The organism is Picosynechococcus sp. PCC 7003 (assembly GCF_001693255.1).
In the GTDB taxonomy this organism is placed as follows: Bacteria; Cyanobacteriota; Cyanobacteriia; order Cyanobacteriales; family MRBY01; genus MRBY01.
Map to the genome: position 1 here is coordinate 1,515,886 of NZ_CP016474.1, position 24,144 is coordinate 1,540,029.

The 24,144-nt window shown below is 49.1% G+C and carries 25 protein-coding genes; 14 read left to right on the plus strand and 11 right to left on the minus strand.

All coding sequences use genetic code 11. From position 1 onward, the window contains the following. Window positions 1–11: 11 nt before the first annotated feature. Window positions 12–218, minus strand: coding sequence for a hypothetical protein (locus tag AWQ21_RS07180; RefSeq protein WP_232315102.1), 207 nt, complete (start codon window positions 216–218; stop codon window positions 12–14). A gap of 131 nt (window positions 219–349) precedes the next feature. Here AWQ21_RS07180 and AWQ21_RS07185 point away from each other — a divergent pair, with 131 nt between their 5' ends. Then, window positions 350–3,130 (plus strand): SGNH/GDSL hydrolase family protein, encoded by a 2,781-nt coding sequence (locus AWQ21_RS07185; RefSeq protein ID WP_065713941.1) that lies wholly within the window; start codon window positions 350–352, stop codon window positions 3,128–3,130. Here the strand turns inward: AWQ21_RS07185 and cofG are convergent. Then, entirely contained in the window at window positions 3,112–4,152 is a 1,041-nt protein-coding gene (gene cofG / locus AWQ21_RS07190) for a 7,8-didemethyl-8-hydroxy-5-deazariboflavin synthase subunit CofG (RefSeq protein WP_065713942.1), read from the minus strand. The two genes, AWQ21_RS07185 and cofG, sit on opposite strands and share 19 nt — an antisense overlap. A 113-nt stretch (window positions 4,153–4,265) precedes the next feature. Here cofG and psbA point away from each other — a divergent pair, with 113 nt between their 5' ends. The 7 genes from psbA to AWQ21_RS07235 all read left to right on the plus strand — a co-directional run bounded on the left by psbA (window position 4,266) and on the right by AWQ21_RS07235 (window position 12,962). Further along, window positions 4,266–5,348: a photosystem II q(b) protein gene (psbA, locus tag AWQ21_RS07195; RefSeq protein ID WP_012307032.1), complete on the plus strand. Its 1,083-nt coding sequence runs from the start codon at window positions 4,266–4,268 to the stop codon at window positions 5,346–5,348. Between the two features lie 572 nt (window positions 5,349–5,920). Beyond that, entirely contained in the window at window positions 5,921–6,517 is a 597-nt protein-coding gene (locus AWQ21_RS07205) for a hypothetical protein (protein WP_065713944.1), read from the plus strand. Between the two features lie 226 nt (window positions 6,518–6,743). Further along, complete coding sequence (locus AWQ21_RS07210; protein ID WP_065713945.1) at window positions 6,744–8,399, plus strand: CTP synthase; 1,656 nt, start codon at window positions 6,744–6,746, stop codon at window positions 8,397–8,399. Window positions 8,400–8,441: 42 nt separating this feature from the next. Continuing rightward, the gene (locus AWQ21_RS07215; RefSeq protein WP_065713946.1) at window positions 8,442–8,756 is read left to right on the plus strand and encodes a Dabb family protein; all 315 of its coding nucleotides are present in this window, start codon (window positions 8,442–8,444) and stop codon (window positions 8,754–8,756) included. Window positions 8,757–8,803: 47 nt separating this feature from the next. Continuing rightward, window positions 8,804–9,709, plus strand: a complete 906-nt coding sequence (gene murQ, locus AWQ21_RS07220) for an N-acetylmuramic acid 6-phosphate etherase (RefSeq protein ID WP_065713947.1) — start codon at window positions 8,804–8,806, stop codon at window positions 9,707–9,709. Window positions 9,710–10,048: 339 nt separating this feature from the next. Continuing rightward, on the plus strand, window positions 10,049–11,440 hold the full coding sequence (locus AWQ21_RS07230) for a glycosyltransferase family 39 protein (RefSeq protein WP_315862262.1): 1,392 nt from the start codon (window positions 10,049–10,051) through the stop codon (window positions 11,438–11,440). A 49-nt stretch (window positions 11,441–11,489) separates the two neighbouring features. After that, the gene (locus AWQ21_RS07235) at window positions 11,490–12,962 is read left to right on the plus strand and encodes a carotenoid oxygenase family protein (RefSeq protein WP_065713950.1); all 1,473 of its coding nucleotides are present in this window, start codon (window positions 11,490–11,492) and stop codon (window positions 12,960–12,962) included. Here the strand turns inward: AWQ21_RS07235 and AWQ21_RS07240 are convergent. Genes AWQ21_RS07240 through AWQ21_RS07250 form a run of 3 tightly spaced genes read right to left on the minus strand, consistent with a single transcriptional unit; the run spans window position 12,959 to window position 14,717 of the window. After that, window positions 12,959–13,270 (minus strand): DUF2499 domain-containing protein, encoded by a 312-nt coding sequence (locus AWQ21_RS07240; RefSeq protein WP_065713951.1) that lies wholly within the window; start codon window positions 13,268–13,270, stop codon window positions 12,959–12,961. The two genes, AWQ21_RS07235 and AWQ21_RS07240, sit on opposite strands and share 4 nt — an antisense overlap. A 22-nt stretch (window positions 13,271–13,292) precedes the next feature. Continuing rightward, window positions 13,293–14,504, minus strand: a complete 1,212-nt coding sequence (gene coaBC / locus AWQ21_RS07245) for a bifunctional phosphopantothenoylcysteine decarboxylase/phosphopantothenate--cysteine ligase CoaBC (RefSeq protein ID WP_065713952.1) — start codon at window positions 14,502–14,504, stop codon at window positions 13,293–13,295. Further along, window positions 14,505–14,717: a DUF2555 domain-containing protein gene (locus AWQ21_RS07250; protein ID WP_012307042.1), complete on the minus strand. Its 213-nt coding sequence runs from the start codon at window positions 14,715–14,717 to the stop codon at window positions 14,505–14,507. A 172-nt stretch (window positions 14,718–14,889) separates the two neighbouring features. Here AWQ21_RS07250 and AWQ21_RS07255 point away from each other — a divergent pair, with 172 nt between their 5' ends. Further along, window positions 14,890–15,096 (plus strand): hypothetical protein, encoded by a 207-nt coding sequence (locus AWQ21_RS07255; RefSeq protein WP_012307043.1) that lies wholly within the window; start codon window positions 14,890–14,892, stop codon window positions 15,094–15,096. 49 nt (window positions 15,097–15,145) lie between these two features. Here AWQ21_RS07255 and AWQ21_RS07260 read toward each other — a convergent pair whose 3' ends face one another. From AWQ21_RS07260 to AWQ21_RS07270, 3 genes are all read right to left on the minus strand, one after another. Next, window positions 15,146–15,607, minus strand: a complete 462-nt coding sequence (locus AWQ21_RS07260; protein ID WP_065713953.1) for a thiol-disulfide oxidoreductase DCC family protein — start codon at window positions 15,605–15,607, stop codon at window positions 15,146–15,148. A 140-nt stretch (window positions 15,608–15,747) separates the two neighbouring features. Next, window positions 15,748–17,088, minus strand: coding sequence for a DUF2330 domain-containing protein (locus tag AWQ21_RS07265; protein ID WP_065713954.1), 1,341 nt, complete (start codon window positions 17,086–17,088; stop codon window positions 15,748–15,750). Window positions 17,089–17,096: 8 nt separating this feature from the next. After that, window positions 17,097–17,981 carry an RnfABCDGE type electron transport complex subunit D gene (locus AWQ21_RS07270; RefSeq protein WP_065713955.1) on the minus strand — a complete coding sequence of 295 codons (885 nt, stop codon included), beginning with the start codon at window positions 17,979–17,981 and terminating at the stop codon, window positions 17,097–17,099. A gap of 252 nt (window positions 17,982–18,233) precedes the next feature. Between AWQ21_RS07270 and AWQ21_RS07280 the strand changes: the two genes are divergently transcribed. Both AWQ21_RS07280 and AWQ21_RS07285 read left to right on the plus strand, forming a co-directional pair. Then, window positions 18,234–18,941, plus strand: a complete 708-nt coding sequence (locus tag AWQ21_RS07280; protein WP_232314900.1) for an SIMPL domain-containing protein — start codon at window positions 18,234–18,236, stop codon at window positions 18,939–18,941. Window positions 18,942–19,017: 76 nt separating this feature from the next. Beyond that, complete coding sequence (locus AWQ21_RS07285; protein WP_065713958.1) at window positions 19,018–20,241, plus strand: DNA double-strand break repair nuclease NurA; 1,224 nt, start codon at window positions 19,018–19,020, stop codon at window positions 20,239–20,241. A gap of 14 nt (window positions 20,242–20,255) precedes the next feature. Here AWQ21_RS07285 and AWQ21_RS07290 read toward each other — a convergent pair whose 3' ends face one another. Beyond that, complete coding sequence (locus tag AWQ21_RS07290; protein ID WP_157094713.1) at window positions 20,256–20,759, minus strand: hypothetical protein; 504 nt, start codon at window positions 20,757–20,759, stop codon at window positions 20,256–20,258. Between the two features lie 245 nt (window positions 20,760–21,004). Here AWQ21_RS07290 and lepB point away from each other — a divergent pair, with 245 nt between their 5' ends. Genes lepB through surE form a run of 3 tightly spaced genes read left to right on the plus strand, consistent with a single transcriptional unit; the run spans window position 21,005 to window position 23,132 of the window. Then, on the plus strand, window positions 21,005–21,631 hold the full coding sequence (lepB, locus tag AWQ21_RS07295) for a signal peptidase I (protein ID WP_065713960.1): 627 nt from the start codon (window positions 21,005–21,007) through the stop codon (window positions 21,629–21,631). Between the two features lie 53 nt (window positions 21,632–21,684). Next, a complete protein-coding gene (locus AWQ21_RS07300) occupies window positions 21,685–22,449 on the plus strand; it encodes an ABC transporter ATP-binding protein (protein ID WP_065713961.1) in 765 nt (254 codons plus the stop codon). Beyond that, the gene (gene surE, locus AWQ21_RS07305; protein WP_065713962.1) at window positions 22,449–23,132 is read left to right on the plus strand and encodes a 5'/3'-nucleotidase SurE; all 684 of its coding nucleotides are present in this window, start codon (window positions 22,449–22,451) and stop codon (window positions 23,130–23,132) included. Before AWQ21_RS07300 ends, surE begins: the two co-directional genes overlap by 1 nt. Here the strand turns inward: surE and AWQ21_RS07310 are convergent. Both AWQ21_RS07310 and AWQ21_RS07315 read right to left on the minus strand, forming a co-directional pair. Continuing rightward, window positions 23,129–23,611: a DUF4112 domain-containing protein gene (locus AWQ21_RS07310; protein WP_065713963.1), complete on the minus strand. Its 483-nt coding sequence runs from the start codon at window positions 23,609–23,611 to the stop codon at window positions 23,129–23,131. The genes surE and AWQ21_RS07310 overlap by 4 nt on opposite strands. Continuing rightward, window positions 23,608–24,144 carry a peptidase C15 gene (locus AWQ21_RS07315; protein ID WP_065713964.1) on the minus strand — a complete coding sequence of 179 codons (537 nt, stop codon included), beginning with the start codon at window positions 24,142–24,144 and terminating at the stop codon, window positions 23,608–23,610. The genes AWQ21_RS07310 and AWQ21_RS07315 overlap by 4 nt, the downstream gene beginning before the upstream one ends.

The following is a 24,144-nucleotide window of genomic DNA, read 5'->3' on the forward strand; positions in this document are numbered from 1 at the left end:
CCTTTTAGCGGTTAAGGGGAAGGCTCAGGCGAATCGGACTGCTCAACATCGGGAAAGGGTAGAGAAGGGAGGCGATCGCCTCGGAAAATTTCTTCACTCCAAATCCCTGCCTGCATTAAGGTCTGGGCGAAATCTTCCCCCCAACGGTGGGTCAAAAGATAGGCTGGGGCCAATAGCCCAACGAGGAGATTAGGAGGAACAGGGAACTGAACTTTCATAGGGCGATAGACACGACAGACCATCCCTATCCTACTAGCCTATTTATGCGAGAACAATTCCGGGGACTTTCGTATATCTTAGGGAGTGAATTGTCCCCACTCGGCCAACCCAAAAACGCCCCTTTGCCACTGTGACAACTGCAACCTCCACAGATCTTCATTTTCATCTGGCACCCTGGCTCCAGGATGCCATTCGTCAGGCGGTGCCCCTGGGAGGGTATTCACGGTTGCGGGTGCGACTGCGGGGAAATACGCTCCATATCCTTTGTGAAACCAGTTGCCCCACGGAAAAAGAAGAGATTACCCAAGCGATTTTACGGAGCATGCGCCGTCAACCGCCCCCTGTACAACTCCTAGAGCCAAATCCTACTGTCACCATTCACCGTCTTATTGTCTATGGACGCCTCCGCCAGGAGAAAAAAAGCCTCTGGTTAAGTTTGATTCCCCTGGAACAATCGCCCACATCGCCGACCCAAGGGACGTTTCAGCTCAATCGAAAAAACCAGGCCCGCCTCGGTTATCCCCAGGCGATCGCCCAATATTTAAGTCAAAATCTCAGTCAGTTGGGGATTAGTATTCAGGTTGAAACCCAGACCCTAGCGAATACAGCCCCCCACCAAGGGCAGCAGCGTCTTTGGATCACCTGTGAATGCGACTACAGCCCTGACTATGGCTTACTAACAGAATCCCTCGTGCAACGGCTCCGGGAATTAGAAATCAAAGGCTTTCGCGATGGGGCAATTCGCTGTCAAATTCGTGGGGAAGAAAAACCAGAATGGTTGCTATGGGTTGATCTGACGCCCCCAGATGTCATGTTGCGGCAGTGGGGCCAATGGGGAGATCCTGAGGCGATCGCCCAGATCTTGACCCAGGCATTCCAATCTCACCCCCTGACAATTCGGGCGCAAGTGACCGATACTGTGCTGTCCCTTGAGTGCCTCCTAGCGCCAAATATTTCCCTAGCCCAGCCCCGTATTCTCAAGACTATTCAAGCTATTCTCGATACCCTAGCGCCCCAGGGGTTGCATCGCGCCATTATCCGGGCGAAATCAGCCCCCCAAAATGACGAACTCTGGCACAGTGAATGGCAGTTGCCGGGCGGTGATCAAGGGGCACACCATGATTCTCCCCAACAGTTGGCCCAACAGGGGGATTTAGAGGCTTGGCGGTTTTTGCTCCAGCGCTGCCTGAATCCTGATCTAACAAGACGTTTAGCCACCGGCGGCATCCATATCACCCTCCGTCAAAAAGATGACACCCTCTACATCATGACGGAGGCGATCGCCTGTCCGCCCCAAATGGCAACGCTCAAGGCGATCGCGGCGCTTTTTCGGGGTTTAGAACCCCACCCCTTTACTCGTCTGAAGGTCTATGGACGCCGTTCGGGTCAAAGCAAAGCCCTCTGGCAACAATCACTAAAATTCAATACCGTTACCCCAGTCAGTACATCATCACAGACAGCAACGGAACCGACCTTTGCCCCCGTTGAAACTGTCCCCAGTCCCTCTCCCCTAGAACGTTTAAACCAGGGTGCCCGTAATCTCCTCCAGCGCAGTCGCCTCTGGCAGCCAGCACCGGATAACAGTGGTCTTGTTTTACACCAAGGGGGGCTTGACCAAGGAGCCTTTTCCTTGGAGCGGCGGTGGCGAGTTGCTTGCTTCTGGCTAATTGGAGGCATTGTCGTCACCGCCCAAACCGATTGGTTGGCCGGCCAATGGCTCCGGCGGGAGCTGGCCCCCCCTCAATCTGTGTCCATGTCTCAAACTGATCCGGCAACCCGCTCAGAAGTCTTAGATGCCCAGCTCTTCAACACCAATTGGCAAACCACAGCCCCAAAGGCGATCGCCCCACCATTGACTAGCCCCTATCCTTCCTTTGACAATCCGCTCCTAGACGAAAAACTCGCCCTCTACCAAGAGCGGATCGCCAAAAATGGTGTGCCTGACGTTCTCATTATTGGTAGTTCCCGTGCCCTGCGTGGTCTTGATCCTTTGGCCTTGCAAACGGCCCTCACCGAAAAAGGCCATCCGCCCCTGGATATTTTCAATTTCGGGATCAATGGTGCCACTGTCCAGATTTTTGATCTCCTGCTGCGGCAAATTCTCCCTCCGGAGCAACTGCCCCGGTTAATTATCCTTGCCGATGGCGCCCGGGCGTTTAATAGCGGTCGGCAGGATTTAACCTACAAACTGATGACCCGTTCCCCAGGGTTCCGAGCCCTTGAAGCCGGTACATTCTCCCAACTGTTGTCTCAGGATCTCCCTAAACGTCAAACCCCCACTTTTGTTTTTCCTGATTTAGAACAAATTGCTGCCCAATGGCTGGGTACAGCTTCCCAGGTCTACGATCAGCGACAACTCCTTAAAGAACGTCTTTTTGCCCAAACATTAGCGCCACTACACACTTGGACTTCTACCGCAGAGGCAGCCTCCCCAATGGCTGCTGCTGAATCAGGTCAGCAGGCTCAAGGTTTTAATTTAGATGGTTTTTTGCCCCTCGATCGCCGTTTTATACCAAAAACCTACTACCAAAACCACACCCAGGTAACAGGAAATTATGACGGGGATTATGCGGCGTTTAACCTCCGGGGTACGCAACATGAAACCTTTCTGGAGCTTTTGAGTCATCTTGACTCCCACCAAATTCACCTGGTTTTTTTAAATCAACCTCTGACGGATTATTACCTCGATCCGGTACGTTTGGACTATGAACGGCAGTTTCGGCAGTATTTTCGCCAATTAGCGAACCGAGACAAGCTTGATTTCGTTGATTTTGTCCATCAACAAGCGTGGCAGGGTCGCTATGAGTGGTTTTCAGATCCGAGCCATCTCAATCAGTTTGGGGCGGCCCAGGTAGCCCAAGAACTAGCTAAAATCTCAACGATTCCCTGGCCTCAACGTGCTTCAGACTGAATTTTCTCAGGCAAGGTTTTGGGAGCCGTTAATTCCTTGCGATGGCGTTCAACGACCTGTTTAACCTGGGGAGCCAGCCACGCATCATAGGCCGGATAAACGGCGAGCCTGGGTTGTAATTGCCAACCTTGATCCGCGAGCAGGAGTTGCAGTTGATCGAGGTGGAGATGAGGATAGTCGGGGTTGACTTCATCCTTGGGGACGAGGCCGCCAAGATCCCTTGCCCCAGCCTGGAGACAACTTAAGAGCCATTGGGGATCGGCTACAAGATTAGGCGGAATTTGAATTGCGATCTCCGATGGTAAGATGTCGCGGGCCAATTGGATGACCTCTGGTAGTTGCTCCGGCAAAAAGGCTTCACCTAAATAATCCTGAGTTTGACCAGGACGGTGGGGCTGCAAGATCACTTCTTGGATGTGACCATATTGATCCTGAATTTTGGCGATCGCCTCTAATGTATCTTGCCAATCCTGGGGGGTTTCCCCGATGCCCAATAGAAGACCTGTTGTAAACGGAATTTGTAGCTGTCCGGCCCAAACCAATTGCTGCGATCGCACTTGGGGATCTTTACTGGGGGCGTGGCGATGCACAGGGAGATCCGAACGCATCTGTTCTAACATCAGCCCTATGGAACCATTTACATCCCTGAATAATTCCATTTCTGCCCAACTCAGGGGGCCAGCATTGGTGTGTGGAATAAAACCGTAATCTAAGGCCAACTGACACAGATCGTAAATTAGCCGGATTAAAGGCGATCGCCGCGCTGAAGCTGGGTGCACCTCTCCACTCAAAATCAAAATTTCTCGGACTCCCTGCCCCCGGAGGTTTTCCAGGTGAGCTTGGGCGGTCGTTAGGGTCAACCAACGATCTTGACCTGGGTCAACGCGAAAATTGCAATATGAACAGCGATTGAAACATTCGTAAGTTGGCACCAACGTAAAGGCTGGACTGTAGGTAATAACAGCGTTTTCATGACTATCGCCTCCCACTATCGGGCGATCAACCCTTGACAGATCCAGCATGGCCTCTCCGCAAATCAAAACATTTCCTTAAAACACTTTACAAAAAGCAATAGTTTCACTAATATAGCTACTAAGGTTAAGCACCTTGATAATTTCATAGCAATCATAAACACATGACTACTACACTACAACAGCGCGGCAGCGCTTCCTTGTGGGAGAAGTTTTGTCAGTGGATCACCAGCACCGAGAACCGCATCTATGTCGGTTGGTTCGGCGTCCTGATGATTCCTACCCTTCTCACTGCAACCACCTGCTTCATCATTGCGTTCATCGCAGCTCCTCCCGTTGACATCGACGGTATCCGTGAGCCCGTAGCAGGTTCTCTCCTTTACGGTAACAACATCGTCTCTGGCGCAGTTGTACCTTCTTCTAACGCAATTGGTCTCCACTTCTACCCCATCTGGGAAGCAGCTTCCCTCGATGAGTGGTTGTACAACGGTGGCCCTTACCAGTTGGTGATTTTCCACTTCCTCATCGGCGTATTCTGCTACATGGGTCGTGAGTGGGAACTTTCTTACCGCCTCGGTATGCGTCCCTGGATCTGTGTTGCATTCTCTGCTCCCGTAGCAGCAGCAACTGCAGTATTCCTGATCTACCCCATCGGTCAAGGTTCCTTCTCTGATGGTATGCCTTTGGGTATCTCTGGTACGTTCAACTTCATGATCGTATTCCAGGCAGAGCACAACATCCTGATGCACCCCTTCCACATGCTTGGTGTGGCTGGTGTATTCGGTGGTTCTTTGTTCTCCGCAATGCACGGTTCTCTCGTAACCTCTTCTTTGGTACGTGAGACCACTGAAACCGAATCTCAGAACTACGGTTACAAGTTCGGTCAAGAGGAAGAAACTTACAACATCGTTGCAGCTCACGGCTACTTCGGTCGTTTGATCTTCCAATATGCATCTTTCAACAACTCTCGTTCCTTGCACTTCTTCTTGGGTGCATGGCCTGTAGTAGGTATCTGGTTCACTGCCCTTGGTGTATCTACCATGGCATTCAACCTGAACGGTTTCAACTTCAACCAGTCCATCCTTGATTCTCAAGGTCGTGTAATCAACACCTGGGCTGACATTCTGAACCGTGCCAACCTCGGTTTTGAAGTAATGCACGAGCGTAATGCTCACAACTTCCCCTTAGACTTAGCAGCTGGCGAGCAAGCTCCTGTAGCACTGCAAGCACCTGCAATCAACGGTTAATAACCGATTGAGTCGCTTAGTTGAAAAAAAGATGATTGCTTTGACAGTAAAACTGAATAAGTAATGATTGGCAGAGGCCCCTACCAGAGATGGTGGGGGTTTTTGCTTGCTTTTTTTTGGGAAATTTCCAACTGTTGGCATCTTCAGCTAAGGACAATTGAGATTTTAGCTAGAGGCTGTTGAGCAAATATTTTCATCATTCACGTTTGTAATGGCTGAGGCGTCAAACTCGCCACCACTGAATTCTCCTTCTATCGTGAGCTCGTCACCAACTGAGACATTCTGCCTGGTATTGTCACCACATATACTCCAAGAATCGACCCTGATCGTGCGATCGCCTGTGTTGATCCTGAATCCATCCTCCCAGACTCGTTCCACAGTTCCTGTCAGAGCACCATTTTGCATCTGCGCTGTGCCCGTACAACCAACCAAGCCCATCAAAACCAAGATAGTCTGAACCGATAGTTTCATAAGAATTTTCTTACTCGGTAGTGTAAATGTCTCTATTTTAGATTTTATAGAATTAAGTTTCGCTATAACTATGGGGGTAAGAGTGAAAGAAACTAACGATAATGAGCAATATTTATGATCTTTCGATTTTTTTAGAACCCCAAGAAAAAATTCTCTGGCAAGGCATGCCCCAGGCGGTCGGATCATCGCCCTGGAGTCTGAAAATCATTCAAGCTTTTGGCTATTTCGGCCTATTTGCATTTGGCTTCTTTTTGTTAATTGGGCTTGCAAATTGGGATGAAATCGGGGAAGCTCTCGGAATTTGGCTTATTTTTTTGGGATTAAGTTTGGCGATCGCCTTTACCTTTCTCGTTGTCATGCCGAAGGTTGTGCGTTCTTCCCTCAAGGCGACCCATTACATTGTGACCCCGACCCATGCTGTCATTGTGCAGCACCTGTGGCAAATCCAAATTAGTCGGATTCCGGTACCAGAAAACGAAGAAATCGTGATTTATCGCGACCAAAATTTCCAGACTGTACGTTTTTATCATTACGATAATCGAGCTGCAAATCCAGAGAACCGCGTCTACCGTGTCTATCAATTCGAGCGACTGACTCCCCATGATGCGGCCACCGCTGCAAAAGTCCTAGAAACCATTCGGGGCCAAGCGGGGCCTGGTGCTCAACCCGTATTTTCGAGCCGCCCAAAACCTGCCTAGAACGTCGTTCGCTATGTAAAAGCAGCTGAGTTGACATTTTTAAAATGCCTTAGTTTGGCGATCGCCGCCGGAATTTTTCGGGTAAGATACACAGATTTTCACGAAAGAAAATACAATACAACTCAACATGGGTTCAGCCTCTGCCAGCAAATTTCCTCTGTCTGTCGAAAGGAGTATGGCAAAATGAACAGGTTAAAAACATTGTGAACGGAACGGGTATCGGTTAATGTCTAAATTTATCTTTGTCACCGGTGGTGTGGTCTCCAGCATCGGGAAAGGCATTGTGGCAGCAAGTTTGGGGCGTTTGCTGAAGTCTCGCGACTATTCGGTATCGATCCTAAAACTTGATCCTTATATTAACGTCGATCCCGGCACCATGAGCCCGTTCCAGCATGGGGAAGTGTTCGTCACGGAAGATGGCGCAGAAACGGATCTCGACCTCGGCCACTACGAACGATTTACCGATACCTCTATGTCTCGCCTCAACAGTGTGACCACCGGTTCCATTTACCAAGCGGTGATTAATAAAGAGCGACGGGGCGATTACCAAGGGGGAACGGTTCAGGTGATTCCCCACATTACCAACGAAATCAAAGAACGAATTTTTCGCGTCGCGGAGAATACCAATCCTGATTTTGTGATCACAGAAATTGGCGGTACCGTCGGCGATATTGAATCTTTACCGTTCCTAGAAGCGATTCGTCAGTTCCGCAAAGAGGCTGGTCGGGACAATGTTTTATATATGCACGTGACCTTAATCCCCTGGATTCCGTCGGCAGGAGAAATGAAAACCAAGCCCACCCAACACTCTGTTAAGGAACTGCGCTCTATCGGGATTCAACCGGATGTGCTTGTGTGCCGTTGCGATCGCCCCCTACCCCAGGGCCAACGGGAAAAAATTTCGGAGTTCTGTAATGTCCCAGAAGAACAGGTGATTACCTCCCAGGATGCCAGCAGCATTTATGAAGTGCCCCTGATGCTGGAACGGGAAGGCTTGGCAGAACAAACCCTCAAACTGCTGCGGATGGAACCCCGGCAACCGAATTTAGAGCAGTGGCAAAACCTTGTCGAACGGATGAAGCACCCGAACCGCCATATGGATATTGCCATTGTCGGCAAATATGTCCAGCTCAATGATGCCTATTTGTCCGTAGTGGAATCCCTCGGCCATGCGGCGATCGCCAATGACATGGACATCAAACTCCATTGGGTCAACGCCGAAGATATCGAAGCACACGGCGCGGCCATGTACCTCGCAGACATGGCGGGGATTGTCGTTCCCGGAGGATTTGGCTTACGGGGCGTTGATGGGAAAGTGGCCGCCATTGAATATGCCCGCATCAATCAAATTCCTTTCCTCGGCCTTTGTCTCGGGATGCAATCTTCAGTGATCGAATGGGCCCGGAATGTTGCCAAATTAGAAGATGCCCACAGCGCCGAATTTAACCCAGAGGCGAAGAATCCCGTGATTAACCTCCTGCCAGAACAGCGGGATGTGGTGGATCTCGGGGGCACCATGCGCTTGGGCTTATACCCTTGTCGGCTCACCCCCGATACCCTGACCTATCAACTCTATGGCCAAGAGGTGATCTACGAGCGTCACCGTCATCGCTACGAATTCAACAATGCTTACCGGAGTCTATTTTTAGAAACAGGCTATCAGGTGAGTGGCACTTCCCCCGATGGTCGTTTGGTGGAAATTATTGAATACGCTGACCACCCATTTTTTATTGCGACCCAGTTCCACCCCGAATTTCAATCCCGTCCCAATCACCCCCACCCCCTCTTTTTCGGGTTTATTCAAGCGGCGGGCAATCACAAGTCCCAACCAATCCCTGATCTAGATAACCAAAGCACGGAGATGTCCATTTCTCTGTCCTAGGTTGAAAAACCTGTAATTAACTTGATAACAACGACAAAAACCATGGCAAATTCCGTACACCATATTGTTCTGTTTGAATTGGCAGCTTCAACAGGGACTGCCGAAACTCAAACCATTATTGAAGATGGCCTGAGTCTTTTGGGGGCGATTCCTGGCGTTTTAAAAGTTGACCTGGGATTAAAAGCCCGGGCAGATCGTGATGTCCACATTAAGGATTATCAGTTGGCTTTGTATGTGCAATTAGAAAGCAATGCAGCCCTTGATACCTATGGGCCTCACCCCAACCACCAGGAATTTCTCCAACGGCATAAGTGCAAATGGACAAAAGTTCAGGTGGTTGATTTCTTCGGACAGTAAATGGTTAACTTTGTTTATTTCTCATGCGTTAGTGCGAGGGCGATTCCTTGAATTCCTACGAAAGTCGTGGCCATTTACTCACAGAACAGGTCAACCCCCAGAGCCAAAATTTAGATCAAATGTCGGCTTTGGAATTGGTCGATCTCTTTAACCAAGAAGATCAAAAAACCCTAGAGGCGATCGCCAATGCCCGCAAAGCACTTGCCCAGGCCATCGAAATCACCAGCGAAGCCCTCCAACAGGGAGGACGTCTATTTTATGTGGGAGCTGGCACCAGTGGCCGCCTCGGTGTTTTAGACGCAGCGGAATGTCCGCCCACTTTCTGCACCCCCCCGGAACTGGTTCAAGGGATTATTGCCGGAGGAGCCGGTGCCCTCGTGCGCAGTTCAGAAGATCTTGAAGACCGGGCCGAAGATGGTAAAAAGGCGATCGCCCAACGCCAAATCACCGAATTAGATGTGGTCGTCGGCATTACCGCTGGTGGAACAACCCCCTACGTCCAAGGAGCATTAACTGCCGCCCAACAGCGGGGTGCCAAAACCATTTTCATTAGTTGCGTTCCTGCCGATCAAGTGCCCTTTGCTGCCGATGTGGATATTCGTCTGCTGACTGGCCCCGAAATCTTAGCCGGATCTACTCGTCTTAAGGCCGGAACCGTCACCAAAATGGCCTTAAATATTCTCTCAACCAGCGTAATGGTCAAGCTCGGTAAAGTTTATGGCAATCGCATGATTGACGTAGCTGTAACTAACCATAAACTCCATGACCGAGCGCTTCGCATCCTCCAGGACCTAACAGATTTGAATCGCGAGGAGGCAGCAATTCTCCTTGAAAAATCCCATCGCCGCGTCAAAGTCGCCCTCCTTATGCATTGGAAAAATATTGGTTTTGAGGAAGCAGAAAGTTTATTAAAAGTCCATCAAGGAAGTCTCCGGACGGCGTTAAAGTCCTAAATCAATAGAAGATCACTCTTGCTATAGAAATAATGAATCATCCCATAGAAAGAGTTTGTATATGAATAAAAAACGAAACAAATTTGTTGCTTATTTATTAGGGATTGATATTTTTTTTGAATTTTTCACTGTTTTCTAAAAACAAATAAAGCACTTTAAGTGTCTAGTTAATTAATCAAATATGGCCAATAAATTAGCAGAAAGAATAGAATTAAATAGACAGATTTTCGCTCCTTTTTTTTTGTATTAACCGTCGCCATATTAACTCGTTTACCCTATTTTTTTGAAACCGATATTGATTGGGACGAATCAACTTTTATTTTATTAGGTCAATCTGTACTGGATGGTCACTTACCGTATACAGCTCTATTAGACGTCAAGCCACCATTACATTGGTATATTTTTGCAAGTATCATTTGGTTGGCACAACACTCGTTTGTATTTTTACGCTTTTTAGGAGCAATAATTGTTGCACTTATTGGTTTTATTAATTATGAGATTGCCAAGAGAATCTGGAATAAAACGACAGGACTTATCTCTGGGATATTAGTCATTTTTTTGATTAACTTAAATCCAGGGGGGCAGTCTATTATGTCTGAGCATCTAGCTTTAATACCGATGATGCTTAGCTTTGCATTGATTCTCTTTTGTCCAAAAAATAAACCTGCCTTAGCAGCAAGTGGCCTATGCATGGGATTAGCGATTATGATCCGGCTAAACCTTGCTTATCTTGGCTTATTTGTAGGATTTTATATCTTATTTATATCCATTAAAAGTGGCTTTCCTAACTATAAACTAGTTTTATTGCCAGGCATCTGTTTTGCTCTGGGGAATTTGGGAGGTATGTTGGTTATCTTGCTTCCTTACTTCGTTACTGGCAACTTAGAGGCATTAAATATTGGTTTAATTAAAGCATCTTTAAATTATTCACAACAAAGCGATTTTTTGAATGTTATTGTAAATCAATTGGGTTTTGTTGCAGATATTTTTGTGATGACGATATCCATTGCTTTTAGTGCCGTCTTTGGCCCAACACTTTTTTTTGCATTTTCGCAGCTCATTCAGGTACAGAGACAAGAACAAAAGCTAGATTTTTTTAAAAAAAGATTCTACATAATTGGGATTTTGTTTTGTTTGTCTATAGAATTTTCGATTTTAAGAACGAGTGTTTTTTATAAACATTATATTATTCAATTCTTGCCTATATTTTCTTTACTTGCTGCCCCGGCGATCGCCAATTTTTTAGATCGTAAAGACAATTTCAAAAAACAACTCGTGGCGGTTATTCTTTCTGTCTTACTCGTACACTTTTCCTTGCAGTATTTCAAAACAGGCTCTTATTGCCTCAATAGTCCTAGTTGTCTCCACGGAACATCGATAACAGTCAAGCAATATTTAGTAGAGCATGGCCCCCTAAATGGCAACATTTGGCTAACTAGAGGACACTTAGCCTATTGGTTTGCTGGCTGGACCCCAATCACCCCATTGGTCACCCATCCCAGCAATATTAATAAGCGATTTCTTCTGGAAAGTTGGTATGGACAGGAAGCCACTGTTTCCCAAGAAATTGATAAGATTTTCGCAAAAAAACCTGTTTTGATTATTGGCGCTAGTCTCCAGGATTATTTACGTGATTCCACGGCCCAAGCAAGATTAGATGATTTTATTCAATCGGACTATCTAGAACTCCCAGGGTTGGAAAAGTTGCATATCTATCAGCGGCAAGGATAGAAACAGGAAATGTTAAACTTTACAAAAGTTAACGTAACAGATTGCCCCTATGGTTTCCGCAACAGAACAGCTTTCCTATCACCAAGCCGCGTGGCAAAAAGGCTATGAATCCCAGCGACAGGAGCTAGCCTATGAAGTTACTGACGTTGAAGGGGAGATCCCTGTCGAACTGATGGGAACCTTGTTTCGCAACGGGCCTGGGCTCTTAGACATTGGTGGCACACCGATTAAGCATCCCTTTGATGGTGATGGAATGATTTGCTCAGTTACCTTTCAGGAAGGGCGAGCCTATTTCCAGAATCGCTTTGTGCAGACAGCAGGGTTCGTCGCTGAGCAAAAAGCAAGGAAGCCTTTGTATCGAGGGGTATTTGGCACGCAGAAATTAGGGGGCTTCTTCAACAATGTATTTGACCTCAGGCTCAAAAATATTGCCAATACCAATGTGATCTACTGGGGGAAAAAATTATTAGCGCTCTGGGAAGCAGCAGAACCCCATCGCTTAAATCCAGAAAACTTAGAAACGTGTGGCCTGGATTATTTAGGAGAGACGCTCAAGCCTGGGGATAGTTTTTCGGCCCATCCACGCATTGATCCAGCTAGCATTTGGGATGGAGGACAATCTTGTTTAGTGAATTTTGCGGTAAAACCAGGTCTGCCGACGCGATTGGTGATCTATGAATTGAGTCCGACAGGGGAGTTGCTGCGCTACCGCGAACATGAGGCCAAGGGATTTGCCTTTATCCATGACTTTGTGATTACGCCGAATTATGTGATTTTTTTCCAGGCATCGGTGAAATTTAATCCTTTGCCCTATGTTTTTGGGTTTAAGGGAGCTGGTGAATGTGTCAAGTTTGAGGCGGATAAACCAACACAGATGATCGTCATTCCGAGGGATCCGGCGCGAGATGATGTGCAAACCTTAGAGGCGGAGGCGGGCTTTGTATTTCACCATGCCAATGCCTTTGAGCGAGATAATCAGATTATTGTGGATTCGGTCTGTTATCAGTCGATTCCCCAGGTGCAGGCGGATGTGGATTATAAAAACGTTGATTTTGATGCGTTAGATCCAGGTCAGTTGTGGCGCTTTACCTTGGATTTGGCGACAAAAAAGGTGACGCGAGCACTATTGGATACCCGCTGCTGTGAGTTTCCGGTGGTGCATCCAAAACTGGTAGGACGAGACTATCGCTATGCTTATATCGGGGCGACCCATGCCAAAACAGGTAATGCACCTTTGCAGGCGGTTTGGAAAGTGGATCACCAAGGGGAGGATTCCCAATTTTATTCCTTTGCGCCAACTGGATTTACGGGAGAACCAATTTTTGTACCCCGTCCTGGGGGCGTTGCGGAGGATGAGGGTTGGGTTTTACTAATGGTCTATGATTCGACCAGGCACCGTTCGGATGTGGTGATTTTTGATGCGCAAAATTTTGCTCGACCTTTGGCGACCCTACATTTAAAGCAGCATATTCCCTACGGTTTACATGGCAGTTGGACACCGGAAGTGTTTGTGAACTTCTAATCAGTGGATTCTTTAGGGCCAGGCGATCGCCAAATCCACCAGGCTCCTAGACAGAGGGTGCAATTTCCGACGAGGGTCAGGGCGGCTTGGATGGTAACGAGCCATTCGAGGCTGGGAGCATTGTCGAAAAAGTGCCAAGTGCAGGCACACATCGCACTCACAAGAGACGGTAGCATGCCCCAGGCCAGGGCCGACCAGCTTTTGTCTTGGATTAAATTACCGTAGGTTTGGATCAACCAAATGGCCAGAATCCACTCTAGAACGCTGGAAATGTGGACAATCCAAGTGGGAAAGGAAAGGGCATTCATTACAGGGGACAGGAATTTTTGTTTAAAGTTGCTTGATAAAGTCTAGTAGATGATGAGCGATCGCCAACTTGCTGGCCTGGGGAATAGTGGCTTTGCGGCCCTCTTTATCAAGGAAAATCAGTTGGTTTGTTTCACTGGCAAAACCAGAATTGGCTTGATCAATGGCATTGGCGGCGATCGCATCGAGGTTTTTCCGTTGCAGTTTAGCGAGGGCTGGGGCGGTAATTTCTCCCGTTTGAGCCGCAAAGCCAATCAGTTTTTGGTCGGGGCGCTTCCGTTGCCCCAGTTGAGCGGCGATATCAGGGATTTCTTCGAGAGCAAGATTTTCCGGCAGTTCTGCTTTAGCGAGCTTATGGTCATAATTTACCATGGGACGCACATCACCGACCGCCGCACATAGAATGAGCCAATCAAACTGATCCGCCTGAAACAGCATGGCTTTTTCCATTTCGGCCGCGCTGGTGACCGGAAACCGCTTAATGTTGGGCAAATTTTCTAACAAACGGCTTTCGATTGGCCCGTGAACAAGGGTGATAGTCGCCCCCCGGTAGGCCGCTGCCTCGGCGATCGCCAACCCCATTTTTCCCGTCGAAGGATTACCAATGAAACGCACTGGGTCGAAATGCTCCCGGGTTCCCCCGGCACTGATAAGAATTTTTTTGCCTACTAGATCCGCTTGGCCGCGACTGTGGATCAGGGCTTGCACTGCTTTAATAATTTGCACGGGTTCTGCCATGCGCCCTTTTCCCTGGCGATCGCAGGCCAACAAACCACTATTTGGATCGAGGATGTGATACCGCTGATCCTGTTGGAGTCGCCGCCAATTGGACTGTACCGATAGCTGTTGCCACATGTCCGTATTCATTGCAGGCGCAACCAGCACCGGGCAAGTGGACGCCAAAATAATATTCGTCAATAGCGTATCCGCAAGGCCCAAGCTCACCTTGGCTAAAGTATTTGCGGTCAGCGGAGCCAGCAAAATCAAATCCGCCCATTCCCCCAGGTCGATATGCACCGGGCGGGGTCGATGGCTATCCCAAAAATCTTCGTCGGTGTAGGCCGGGTGGCGGCTGAGGGTAGCGACCGTGAGGGGCGTGATAAAACGTTGGGCCGAATCCGTCAGGACGACCCGCACCTCTGCCCCAGCCTGGAACAGTTGGGAAATGACTTCACAAACTTTGTAGGCGGCAATGCCCCCACTAATGCCGACGACAATCTTTTTTCCGTTGAGCATCTATGATTCGTCGTAGGCTTCGATGTCCAACAGGTGCCAGTAGGGTTCGACTAACTCTTGCCGCTGAAAGGCGATCGCCCGCAACAAGTGCCAATCCTGGAGGGCTTCAAAGGGAGTCCCATAATCGTCCTGTTCTAATCGTGCGGCGAGTTGAGCCACATCCGTTTCGTCCATGTGGGCGATTTCCTGGGGGGTTTTCGTTAAGACTGTCATAATAAGACCTCCCTGACGCTGCACGTTCTTTTAGGTTTTGTTCATTCTTTATTCTACTCTTAGAAATTCCCAAAACAATGGCCTGTCATCGTTCTTATTGTCAACTTGATTTGTCGAGTAAACTAGACGTAATCTTAAGGGGAGATTCTGTTCCCCAAGGAGTCAGCCTCCCATGTTAATTGAACCCAGCGTGTTGCGAGCTGCCCAGCAGATCTATAACCAATATGTTGCTGTTCATCCCGTGCGCTCCCAATATGTCACTGGGGTTTCGGTGAATCCCAAAACGCTCCAGGGATTTGTCAGCTTTCGTGAACGGTCTATCCTTCTGCCCCGGGAAGTCTTTGTGCCCGTCGAACAGCTTATGAGCTACGATGTCTGACGTTAAAAACTAAGCCTTTCCTCGGCGGATCGCCTTCAGAGAAAGAGTTTTAGGTTTCCGTTACTGACGTTTCGAGACGACAGCGATCGCCAACACTACAGGTTTGTCGTGCTTCCCGGTTTTGGATCAGAGTGATTAAATCGGGGCGGCCCGTCAGTTGGAGACGATATTTTGCCCAGATGCCATAAACCCAGTCGGCCAATTGCCCAATACCAGGAATTTCCGTGATGCCGTAGACCCAGCCCATTCCCAGAACTTCGTAAACAGACCGAAAAACCGCCACATTTTGGAGCACTGTGCCGTCGGGTAAAACACCATGAATCCGCTCCATGGCAGTCTGGAAAGTTACGCCACCGTGGCGGCTAGGGTCGTAATCATCGGCGGCGACATCCACAAAGCAAATTAAACCGCGACCATTATCCTTGCGCCGCAAAAAGTTGACTTCCCGCAGACAAAGGGGACATTGGCCGTCATAGAGCAATTTAATTTTCCAGGATGGGGTGGAGGACATGGCGCAATTTTGGGGTGAAAAACTTAACTCTATTGTAAAGATTTTTTGCGGGGGCCTGGGGACCACCAAGGGGCCATGTTTTTGTAATGCCCATTTGGCGATCGCCCCAGCCTTTTCGGGTTTAGATTGCTCCTATCCCGTTACCAAATAGAATCCCACCAAGTATCATTCGTCGGCGTTGGGCCGTTGGTTTCGATAAAATCAACCTTGCGGCGAATGTCGGCTGGCTCCCAACCCGTTAACTTCGCCAGGGTTTGTACCTCCGCTTCCTGGCGTTGGTAGGTTTGACGTCGGTAATCCTGGGCCGCACTACAAGTCATTTCCCCACGGTAAGGATGGCGAATCACATAGCGTCCTTGGAAAAACTGACGATTAGCTGTTTCTTGGAAACGGAGATCTTCCGGAAACTTGTCGCGGCCATAACGCACATGGAGTCTGGTGATAAAGACCCTCGGTAGATATTGATCTTCATCCCAAAAGACTCCGGCCTGTTTAAGCTCTGCCTTCGTTAGATTGGGGGCAGAACAGGGATCACAACTGCTCATGTCCCAGGCATATTCTAGGAAAATATCATCCCGGCCCTGGCGCTGGTAATCTTGCTCGAACATGGTGGTATAAAAATCACCAAATTCCGCTTCTACAAACTCAGGGATTTCTACATTTGAGGGAATTTTCACCGTGCGATAGTTGGTGACTTCCGCCTGGCCCTTGGGGGAAAGGATATAGACAATTAGATCCTGAGCTTGCTGGGCGTTCATCATTCCCAAGCGAATCGGCAGCATGTACTTCGGAGACTCGAAGGCCATCATTAAGGGACGTAATTGATTCACACCGCTCCGGTCAAATTCTTCGAGGTTGACCTTGGCCACAAAGAATTTCAGTTTGTTCCGGATGTAAGGTCGTAGTAACTCACTGGCCCCCTGGGGTAGTTGATAATCGTTTTGGCGTAACCAAGTTTCGAGGCCATCGGATTCTTTGGCACTGAGAATGAGGATGTCGTATTCGCCGACGCTAAATTGTTCCTCGATGGTGACGCCGAGATCGGCTGCTGTTTCGCGCATGGATTCTGCGGCCATGGGCATTGGTGGCGCCGCATTTTGCAGGAGCCCAAAACCATCATCAAATCTCCTTACAGCACAGGGATTTTCGTCAAAATATTCCACGAGGCGGGGGGCGCTAAAGTCATCGAGGCGTTTGATGATACTCGCTTCCCCAATGTGAACTTGTTCTTCTTTGAGAACGACGGGGACGGGCACCACCAGGGCAAAATCTGAGACTTCTCCTTCGTAGTCATTAGCCATGGTGAGAACAGTGCGATCGCCATCCCGGGCAATAATTACTTGGGATGCTTGGTTATAGAGCTCGGTATCGGCTTTGGCGACGTAAAAACCACAGAAAGCCCAGGCGGGTTGCGTCAGCAGCAGTAAACCAATGCAGGTAATGGCGAGGCCGCGCACATATTGCAAGATCGTTTTAAACATGATTTTCCTTAGATAACGGGGCGAGTTTGTAGGTTCAGGGAAACATTGCTAGAGGAGGCCTTCGGTTGAGCTTTTTCTTGCCACTGGAACCGGGGTGATCGCCAAATTTTATCGATCACAATGGTGCTAGGCGCCAGACAGAATAACGCCCAAAAAATTGCCATTGAACTATAAAGGCCATGTTGTAAAACAAAGGTCAGCAGGGCAATACTAATGGCCCAAAAAATTCGTCCCTGTTTCCCATTGGGAATTGAGCGTGGATCCGTCAGCATAAAAAACGCAAAGAGCAGCAACGAACCACTGGTTAACTGATGGGCAACCACATCCCAACTCCAACCCAGCCAAAAGTTACGGAGAATTTCTAAACCGCCATAACTCGCGAGAAAAGCGATAGAAGTATCCCAACGGCCAACGCGGTTGAGCACGAGGCCAGCGGCACTAAAAAACAGCAATAAATACCACCAATCAGTGCCCCATTGACCGGGAGAAACCCAAGCCCCATCTGTCCATAGGAGAGCCATAATGATGCCAAAATTGGCGGGGTTGAAAAAATGTTTTTCTTGGTAACGAAATAAAAATTTGCTGGCGATCGCCCCGACCGCTGCCCCCACTAAAACGAGGGGATGATTTACCCGCAGGAGCAGAGAAAGGCCCAGGCCGGTAATCACCGCACTCCGCGCCCCGGAAATGAGTAGCGGTGGCCATTGTACAGGGGTTTCTTTCCGGCAACGGTAGGCTTGCCAAGCACTAAGGCTCCATTGGGTCGCAATACAAGTGGCGATCGCCACCAAAACCCAGGTTAAATGTAACGTCCAATCCCGCGTGTAAACTCCCAGCAGAAGAAACGTCGTCAGAATGGCGATTTGATAATCACGGGCATCACTGAAGGGCATTAAAAATCCTCCCTCACTAAGCAAAAAATAAGTTGCCTAAAGTATGGGAGAAAAGCCGAGGGACGGTGAAAAGGTTTCTTTTTTTGTAACAAAAAACCTTGAGACTGATGCAGGCCGTAAACTACAGTCAAGGCAAGATTCCAGGGACTGTTTAATATTAAAAAATGTGAATTTGATGGACCAAGAAATTTCTCGATCGTCAAACACAATTGTCCTTGTGATCTCGCACCTGTGTGTAGGAGTATGAAAAAAATGAAACTGAAAAAATTGTTTGTCCCGTTATTGGCAGGAATGTTGTTCTTGGGGGGAACCTCCGGGGCGATCGCCGAAGAACTATTGCGCACGATCACCGTCACGGGGCGCGGCGAAGAAGCCATTGCCACCAGTCTTTCTGAGGTACGCCTTGGGGTTGAGGTGCGGGGGGCGACGGCAACCCAAGTCCAGGCTGATATTGCCAAGCGCAGTAATCAGGTGGTGGATTTTCTCAAGTCCAAAAATGTCGCCAAGCTCACCACCACGGGGATTAATCTCCAGCCGGAATATGACTACAACAATGGCGATCGCCGTCTCATCGGTTACCTAGCTACCAACACTGTGAGCTTTGAGGTGCCCACTGCCCAAGCCGGGAGCCTGATGGATGAAGCCGTAAAAGCCGGAGCGACCCGCATTGATGGGATTTCCTTCCGGGCCACCGATGCCGCCCTCGCTGAAGCCGAAAAAACCGCCCTCGCCGAAGCCGCTCAGGATGCACGCACCCAGGCCCAAACTGTCCTCACTGCCTTGGGTCTAAGTCCCCAGGAAATTGTCCAAATTCAGGTCAATGGCGCGGCCCCACCAACACCCATTTTTAAGACCATGGATGCGGTGCGGACCATGGCCCTCGAAAGTGCGGCACCTTCTCCCGTGGAAGGGGGTGAACAGACGGTGAATGCTTCTGTAACCCTGACGATCCGTTACTAAAACCCTGCTTTTTCGGCTAAATTGCGCTTAAATTTAGGGGCGATCGCCTGGTGGGATAGGGGCGAAACTTGAGGGAATGTTAGATCTAATTAAACTTGCGGGACAACTGCCAGATATGGGGGCGCACCTCCAGGAACAGGCCGCCACGGGGCGCGAACGAATCGAGCGGGGAATTTCTCTGCTCCAGGAAGCCCAGGCAGATTTCCAGACCCTCCAGGCCCACCAAAATACCTGGGGCGATCGCCTCATTTTTAACCATGGCATTCCCCTCGAACCCCTAGAGACCCGCATTCCCATTTCTCCCCCTTCCCAAGCCCACACGGTTTTTGCCACAGATGGCTCCCAGATTGCCCCATCCCACCACGAAATTGCCTATTGTTATTTGATTAATATTGGTCGGGTGATGCTCCACTACGGCCAAAGCTTGCACCCGTTGCTGGATCATCTGCCGGAAATTTTTTATCGCAGTGAAGATCTCTACACCTCCCGCAAATGGGGGATCCGCACCGATGAATGGCTGGGTTATCGCCGCACCGCCTCCGAAGCCGAAGTGCTCGCTGAGATGGCCTGTAAGTGGGTATTGCCCCCTGGTGCCCACGGCCATATTCCCAACGTGGCGATGGTGGACGGCTCTCTGGTCTATTGGTTTTTAGAAAATTTGCCCGCCGAAGCCCGCCAACAGATTTTGGAACCCCTCCTGGGGGCTTGGCAACAACTCCGGGAAACCCGGATTCCGCTAATTGGCTACATTAGTTCAACCCGCAGTGTGGAGGCCGTCCATTTTCTGCGGCTCCAGGCTTGCCCCCACGACAAACCCGATTGTCAAACCCATTGCCTCGACGGCGAAACCAAGGAACGCAAACCGGAATTTCGCGACACCCTCCCCTGTCAAACCATTGAACCGTTGCGGGATAGCACCCTCTTTGAGCAACTGTTGCAACCCGGCGATCGCAGTGGGCTTTGGCTCAGTCAGGCCCGCATCTTAAATCAGTATCCAGAAGCGGATCAGGTTTGTTTTTGTTATCTCCATGTGGGGACGGAGGTGGCCCGGATCGAGATGCCCCGCTGGGTCGCTGAAGATTCTCAACTCCTCGATCAAAGCCTCGGAATTGTCCTGGGCCAAGTGCAAAAGGGGTTTGGGTATCCCGTGGCGATCGCCGAAGCCCATAATCAAGCCGTGATCCGGGGTGGCGATCGCGCCCGTTTTTTTGCGCTCCTCGAACAGCAACTCCTCAAGGCAGGCTTAACAAACGTCGGCGTCTCTTACAAAGAAACTCGCAAGCGGGGCTCTGTAGCTTAAAAAATTTAAGATTACTAAGGTAAGAATTTTTCCAACCAACTCACGACATCTGGTATGTGATTTAATCCTTGCTGAATAAGGGAACGCGTCACAGTTTTTAATCCTTCTTCCGAAATAGTCTTTATTTGACGAGAAAGCCGATTCTTATCTTCTTCAGGCAAATCAGAATCAATGACTTTGCTCATCAATAAATTTTGGATAGTTTCATTATGAAGTTTGATTGTTATAGTCCCCAAGATTTCGGATAATCCTCCGTCGTCCTCTAAGAAATCTAGTCCTTTCGCTGTGATTTTTATTTTGTATAAACTAATTGGATTAACACCAATCTTATGGTATTCTATCAACCCATGTTCTTGTAAATAGCAAAATTGAATGAGTTCACTGTCATAGTCAAATTCTTTAAATACATCTTGGCATGGGTAAGGATAATGACTTGCGAGCTTTTCCAAAATTTCCTTTTGACGTGTTCGATTTAGAGGCATTGATATTTGTCTTTTAACTAATTTTTTAAAATTCAAAGTCGTACTTAAAAATTAACACTTTTGCCATTCAATTATTTTTTGAAATCCTAAAAATATTCTAGAATATTGCAGGATAAAGATTGTTTTTTGAAAAAATCTTTATTGCAAATTCCAATGTTCTGTGAAAAAGCATACAATAAAGAAACAGTAACATTGGTTGTATGGGTAGGCACAAAGACGAGGCTAAAGACGTCCTATGCTTTGCCCGGTAATTTTTTTAGTCACTTCTGCGCGAACCGATAATGCCCGAAAACTCTCAATCTCCCGTTGAACCAACCAAAAAACCCAGCGGAACGGAACAACAGCACGAAGAAAACCCCTGGGTAGAGACCATTAAAACCCTTGTGACCGCTGGTATTTTGGCCATTGGGATCCGCACCTTCGTCGCTGAGGCCCGCTACATTCCCTCCGAGTCGATGCTGCCCACCCTAGAAGTGAACGATCGCCTAATCATCGAAAAAATCAGCTACCATTTCAAAAACCCCCAACGGGGCGATGTGGTGGTGTTTAACCCGACAGAAATTCTCCAGCAGCAAAACTACAAAGATGCCTTTATTAAGCGCGTCATTGGGATTCCCGGCGATACCGTACAAGTCAGTGGCGGCACCGTTTTTATTAACGGGGAAGCCCTCGAAGAGGACTACATCAACGAAGCCCCAGAATATGATTACGGCCCCGTGACGATTCCAGAGGATCATTACCTCGTCCTCGGCGATAACCGCAACAACAGCTATGACTCCCACTATTGGGGGTTTGTCCCCCGCGAAAAGCTTGTGGGGAAAGCCTTTATTCGCTTTTGGCCCTTTAACCGCGTCGGTATCCTTAACGAAGAGCCGCAATTTGCCGACGAAGAACCGATTACACCCTAGCGTCCCATCCCAGAGACCGCTAGGATATAGGGCGACTCCCTATCCCGGCAACCATGAGTGAACCATCTCCTTTGCTGCAAGCATCAGGTCTCCATAAAAGTTTCGGTGGCATCCGTGCGGTGCAAAATGCTTCGATTACTGTGCCCCGTGGACAAATTACGGGTTTGATTGGCCCCAATGGTGCGGGCAAAACGACGTTGTTCAATTTGCTCTCGAATTTTATTACGCCGGATCAGGGGAAGGTCATTTTTAACGGCCAGGAAGTGCAGCATTTACCGTCCCATCAGATTGCGGCGCGGGGCTTTGTGCGCACATTCCAAGTGGCACGGGTGCTGTCGCGGTTATCGGTACTCGACAATATGCTGCTGGCAGCCCAACAGCAAACCGGAGAAAACTTCCTGCGGGTATGGCAGCAGGGAAAAATTCGTCGCCAAGAAAAGGCAAATCGGGAAAAGGCGATCGCCATTTTAGAATCCGTCGGCCTAGTCGAAAAAGCCCAGGATTATGCTGGGGCCCTATCGGGGGGACAACGCAAACTCCTGGAAATGGCCAGGGCTTTGATGAGCGATCCCCAGTTAATTTTGTTGGATGAGCCGGCGGCGGGGGTTAATCCCACCCTCATCAATCAAATTTGTGACCACATTATCCGCTGGAACCAGCAAGGGATTTCCTTTTTAATTATTGAGCACAATATGGATGTGATCATGTCCTTGTGTAATCACATCTGGGTGCTGGCAGAGGGGAGTAATTTGGCGGATGGGACACCGGCAGAGATCCAGTGTAATGAACAGGTTTTAGAGGCTTATTTGGGATCGTAATGCGCGTTTTACTAACGAATGATGATGGGATTGATGCCCCTGGGATTGCGACCTTGCAAAAGGCGATCGCCCCCCATGCCAAGGAAGTGGTGACGGTGGCACCCCAAACGCAAATGTCTGAATGCGGCCATCGGTTTACGGTTTATGCCCCCATCCCCGTCGAGCAACGGACAGATAATGCCTATGCCGTGGCGGGCACACCGGCAGATTGTACGCGCTTGGGTCTCACGCAGTTTGCGGCGGATGCAGATTGGGTGCTGTCGGGGGTGAATGCGGGGGGAAACCTCGGCGTGGATATTTACACTTCGGGAACAGTAGCGGCGGTGCGGGAGGCAACAATCCTTGGGAAGCGGGCGATCGCCTTTTCCCATTTCATCCAGCGGCCTTTGGAAATCGACTGGGATCTTGTCACCCACTGGACGGGGAAACTGTTGGCGAAATTATTGACCCAAGAATTGCCAGAAAAGCATTTTTGGAACGTGAATTTTCCCCATTTAACGGCGGCCTCTGACCCAGAAATTATTTTCTGTGAGCGCAGTACCGACCCGATGCAGGTCCGCTACGAAGCACGGGATCAACAGTTCCATTATGTCGGCTCCTACCCCGATCGTCCCCGGGCTGCGGGTACCGATGTGGATGTGTGTTTTTCGGGAAATATTGCCGTCACCCAAATTGCGATCTAAACCAAGGCGTTAAAAATGACCTTCAGCAACCACAGGGTCAGCAAACCGCCCAAAAGAATCACCAAGGCGATCGCCCCCAAAATTAAAATCAGAGGACGCCAGTCAATGGGTGCATTGTCTAGGTCAGTCTGATCGGGCAAATCCTGTTCTAAAAGCTTTAAATTTGCTTCGTTGGCTTTCCAGGCCACATCAAAGAGATCCCCTGCCACGGGCACCGTACCGACAACGCTATCAACAAGAAGATTGAGGGCCATTTTGACGAGGGTATCCTGTTTGGCTCCCAGTTTGGCCGCCTCGAAAATCAGGTAGCCAGAGAGAATCAAGCTCAGGTAATCCCCCACCGCTGGCACCAAACCGATGATCGGATCGAGGCCGATTTTGTACTTTGTCCCCGGAATGGCGATCGCACTGTCGAGTAGCTTACTGAGGGTGCGGATACGTTTTAACGTCTTCGGGTTTGGGGTCTTGGGGACAGTCATGGGTCAGTGGGGCAAGCCAGAACATTGGGCAGCAGCCAGTGGAGCATGGTTTCAACATCCCGCAGGATTAACCGTCGATTGGCCGCCGTGATTAGGGGCACATGGAGAAATAGGGCCCGCGTTGGGGATTGTTGCCGCTGGAGATGCTTTAACACTTGAAAATATAGCCCTTCACAGACAAATTTGCCGGCATCGTGGCTAATCTCTGTAAATTCTAGGGGAGCCGTGAGCGCCTGCAGATCCAAGCGTGTTTGTAACTGCTGTCCCTGATAAAACGCTTGGGATTCCACTGTGAGGCGATCACGTTTTTCGGCCATGCCACAGCAGAGCACCAGATCCGGCTGATAAGCGGCAATGGCTTGGAGGGTTTTTGCAGAGGCGATCGCCGTTTCCACGGGCAGATGGTGCAGAAATAAAAAATCCGCAAAAGCTAGCGGCCTCGCCTTGAGTTGACAGAGGAGATCATCCGAGGCATTGGAGGTGTGATGTTCCAGCCAGGGCCGAAAGGAGGTGAGTAAAATTTTGCCGCGCAC

Coding starts and splice junctions, on each gene's coding strand:
- AWQ21_RS07180 (WP_232315102.1), bottom strand. CDS start 218: ATGAAAGTTCAGTTCCCTGTTCCTCCTAATCTCCTCGTTGGGCTATTG.
- cofG (WP_065713942.1), bottom strand. CDS start 4,152: ATGCTGGATCTGTCAAGGGTTGATCGCCCGATAGTGGGAGGCGATAGT.
- psbA (WP_012307032.1), top strand. CDS start 4,266: ATGACTACTACACTACAACAGCGCGGCAGCGCTTCCTTGTGGGAGAAG.
- AWQ21_RS07205 (WP_065713944.1), top strand. CDS start 5,921: ATGAGCAATATTTATGATCTTTCGATTTTTTTAGAACCCCAAGAAAAA.
- AWQ21_RS07210 (WP_065713945.1), top strand. CDS start 6,744: ATGTCTAAATTTATCTTTGTCACCGGTGGTGTGGTCTCCAGCATCGGG.
- AWQ21_RS07215 (WP_065713946.1), top strand. CDS start 8,442: ATGGCAAATTCCGTACACCATATTGTTCTGTTTGAATTGGCAGCTTCA.
- AWQ21_RS07235 (WP_065713950.1), top strand. CDS start 11,490: ATGGTTTCCGCAACAGAACAGCTTTCCTATCACCAAGCCGCGTGGCAA.
- AWQ21_RS07240 (WP_065713951.1), bottom strand. CDS start 13,270: ATGAATGCCCTTTCCTTTCCCACTTGGATTGTCCACATTTCCAGCGTT.
- coaBC (WP_065713952.1), bottom strand. CDS start 14,504: ATGCTCAACGGAAAAAAGATTGTCGTCGGCATTAGTGGGGGCATTGCC.
- AWQ21_RS07250 (WP_012307042.1), bottom strand. CDS start 14,717: ATGACAGTCTTAACGAAAACCCCCCAGGAAATCGCCCACATGGACGAA.
- AWQ21_RS07255 (WP_012307043.1), top strand. CDS start 14,890: ATGTTAATTGAACCCAGCGTGTTGCGAGCTGCCCAGCAGATCTATAAC.
- AWQ21_RS07260 (WP_065713953.1), bottom strand. CDS start 15,607: ATGTCCTCCACCCCATCCTGGAAAATTAAATTGCTCTATGACGGCCAA.
- AWQ21_RS07265 (WP_065713954.1), bottom strand. CDS start 17,088: ATGTTTAAAACGATCTTGCAATATGTGCGCGGCCTCGCCATTACCTGC.
- AWQ21_RS07270 (WP_065713955.1), bottom strand. CDS start 17,981: ATGCCCTTCAGTGATGCCCGTGATTATCAAATCGCCATTCTGACGACG.
- AWQ21_RS07280 (WP_232314900.1), top strand. CDS start 18,234: ATGAAACTGAAAAAATTGTTTGTCCCGTTATTGGCAGGAATGTTGTTC.
- AWQ21_RS07285 (WP_065713958.1), top strand. CDS start 19,018: ATGTTAGATCTAATTAAACTTGCGGGACAACTGCCAGATATGGGGGCG.
- lepB (WP_065713960.1), top strand. CDS start 21,005: ATGCCCGAAAACTCTCAATCTCCCGTTGAACCAACCAAAAAACCCAGC.
- AWQ21_RS07300 (WP_065713961.1), top strand. CDS start 21,685: ATGAGTGAACCATCTCCTTTGCTGCAAGCATCAGGTCTCCATAAAAGT.
- surE (WP_065713962.1), top strand. CDS start 22,449: ATGCGCGTTTTACTAACGAATGATGATGGGATTGATGCCCCTGGGATT.
- AWQ21_RS07310 (WP_065713963.1), bottom strand. CDS start 23,611: ATGACTGTCCCCAAGACCCCAAACCCGAAGACGTTAAAACGTATCCGC.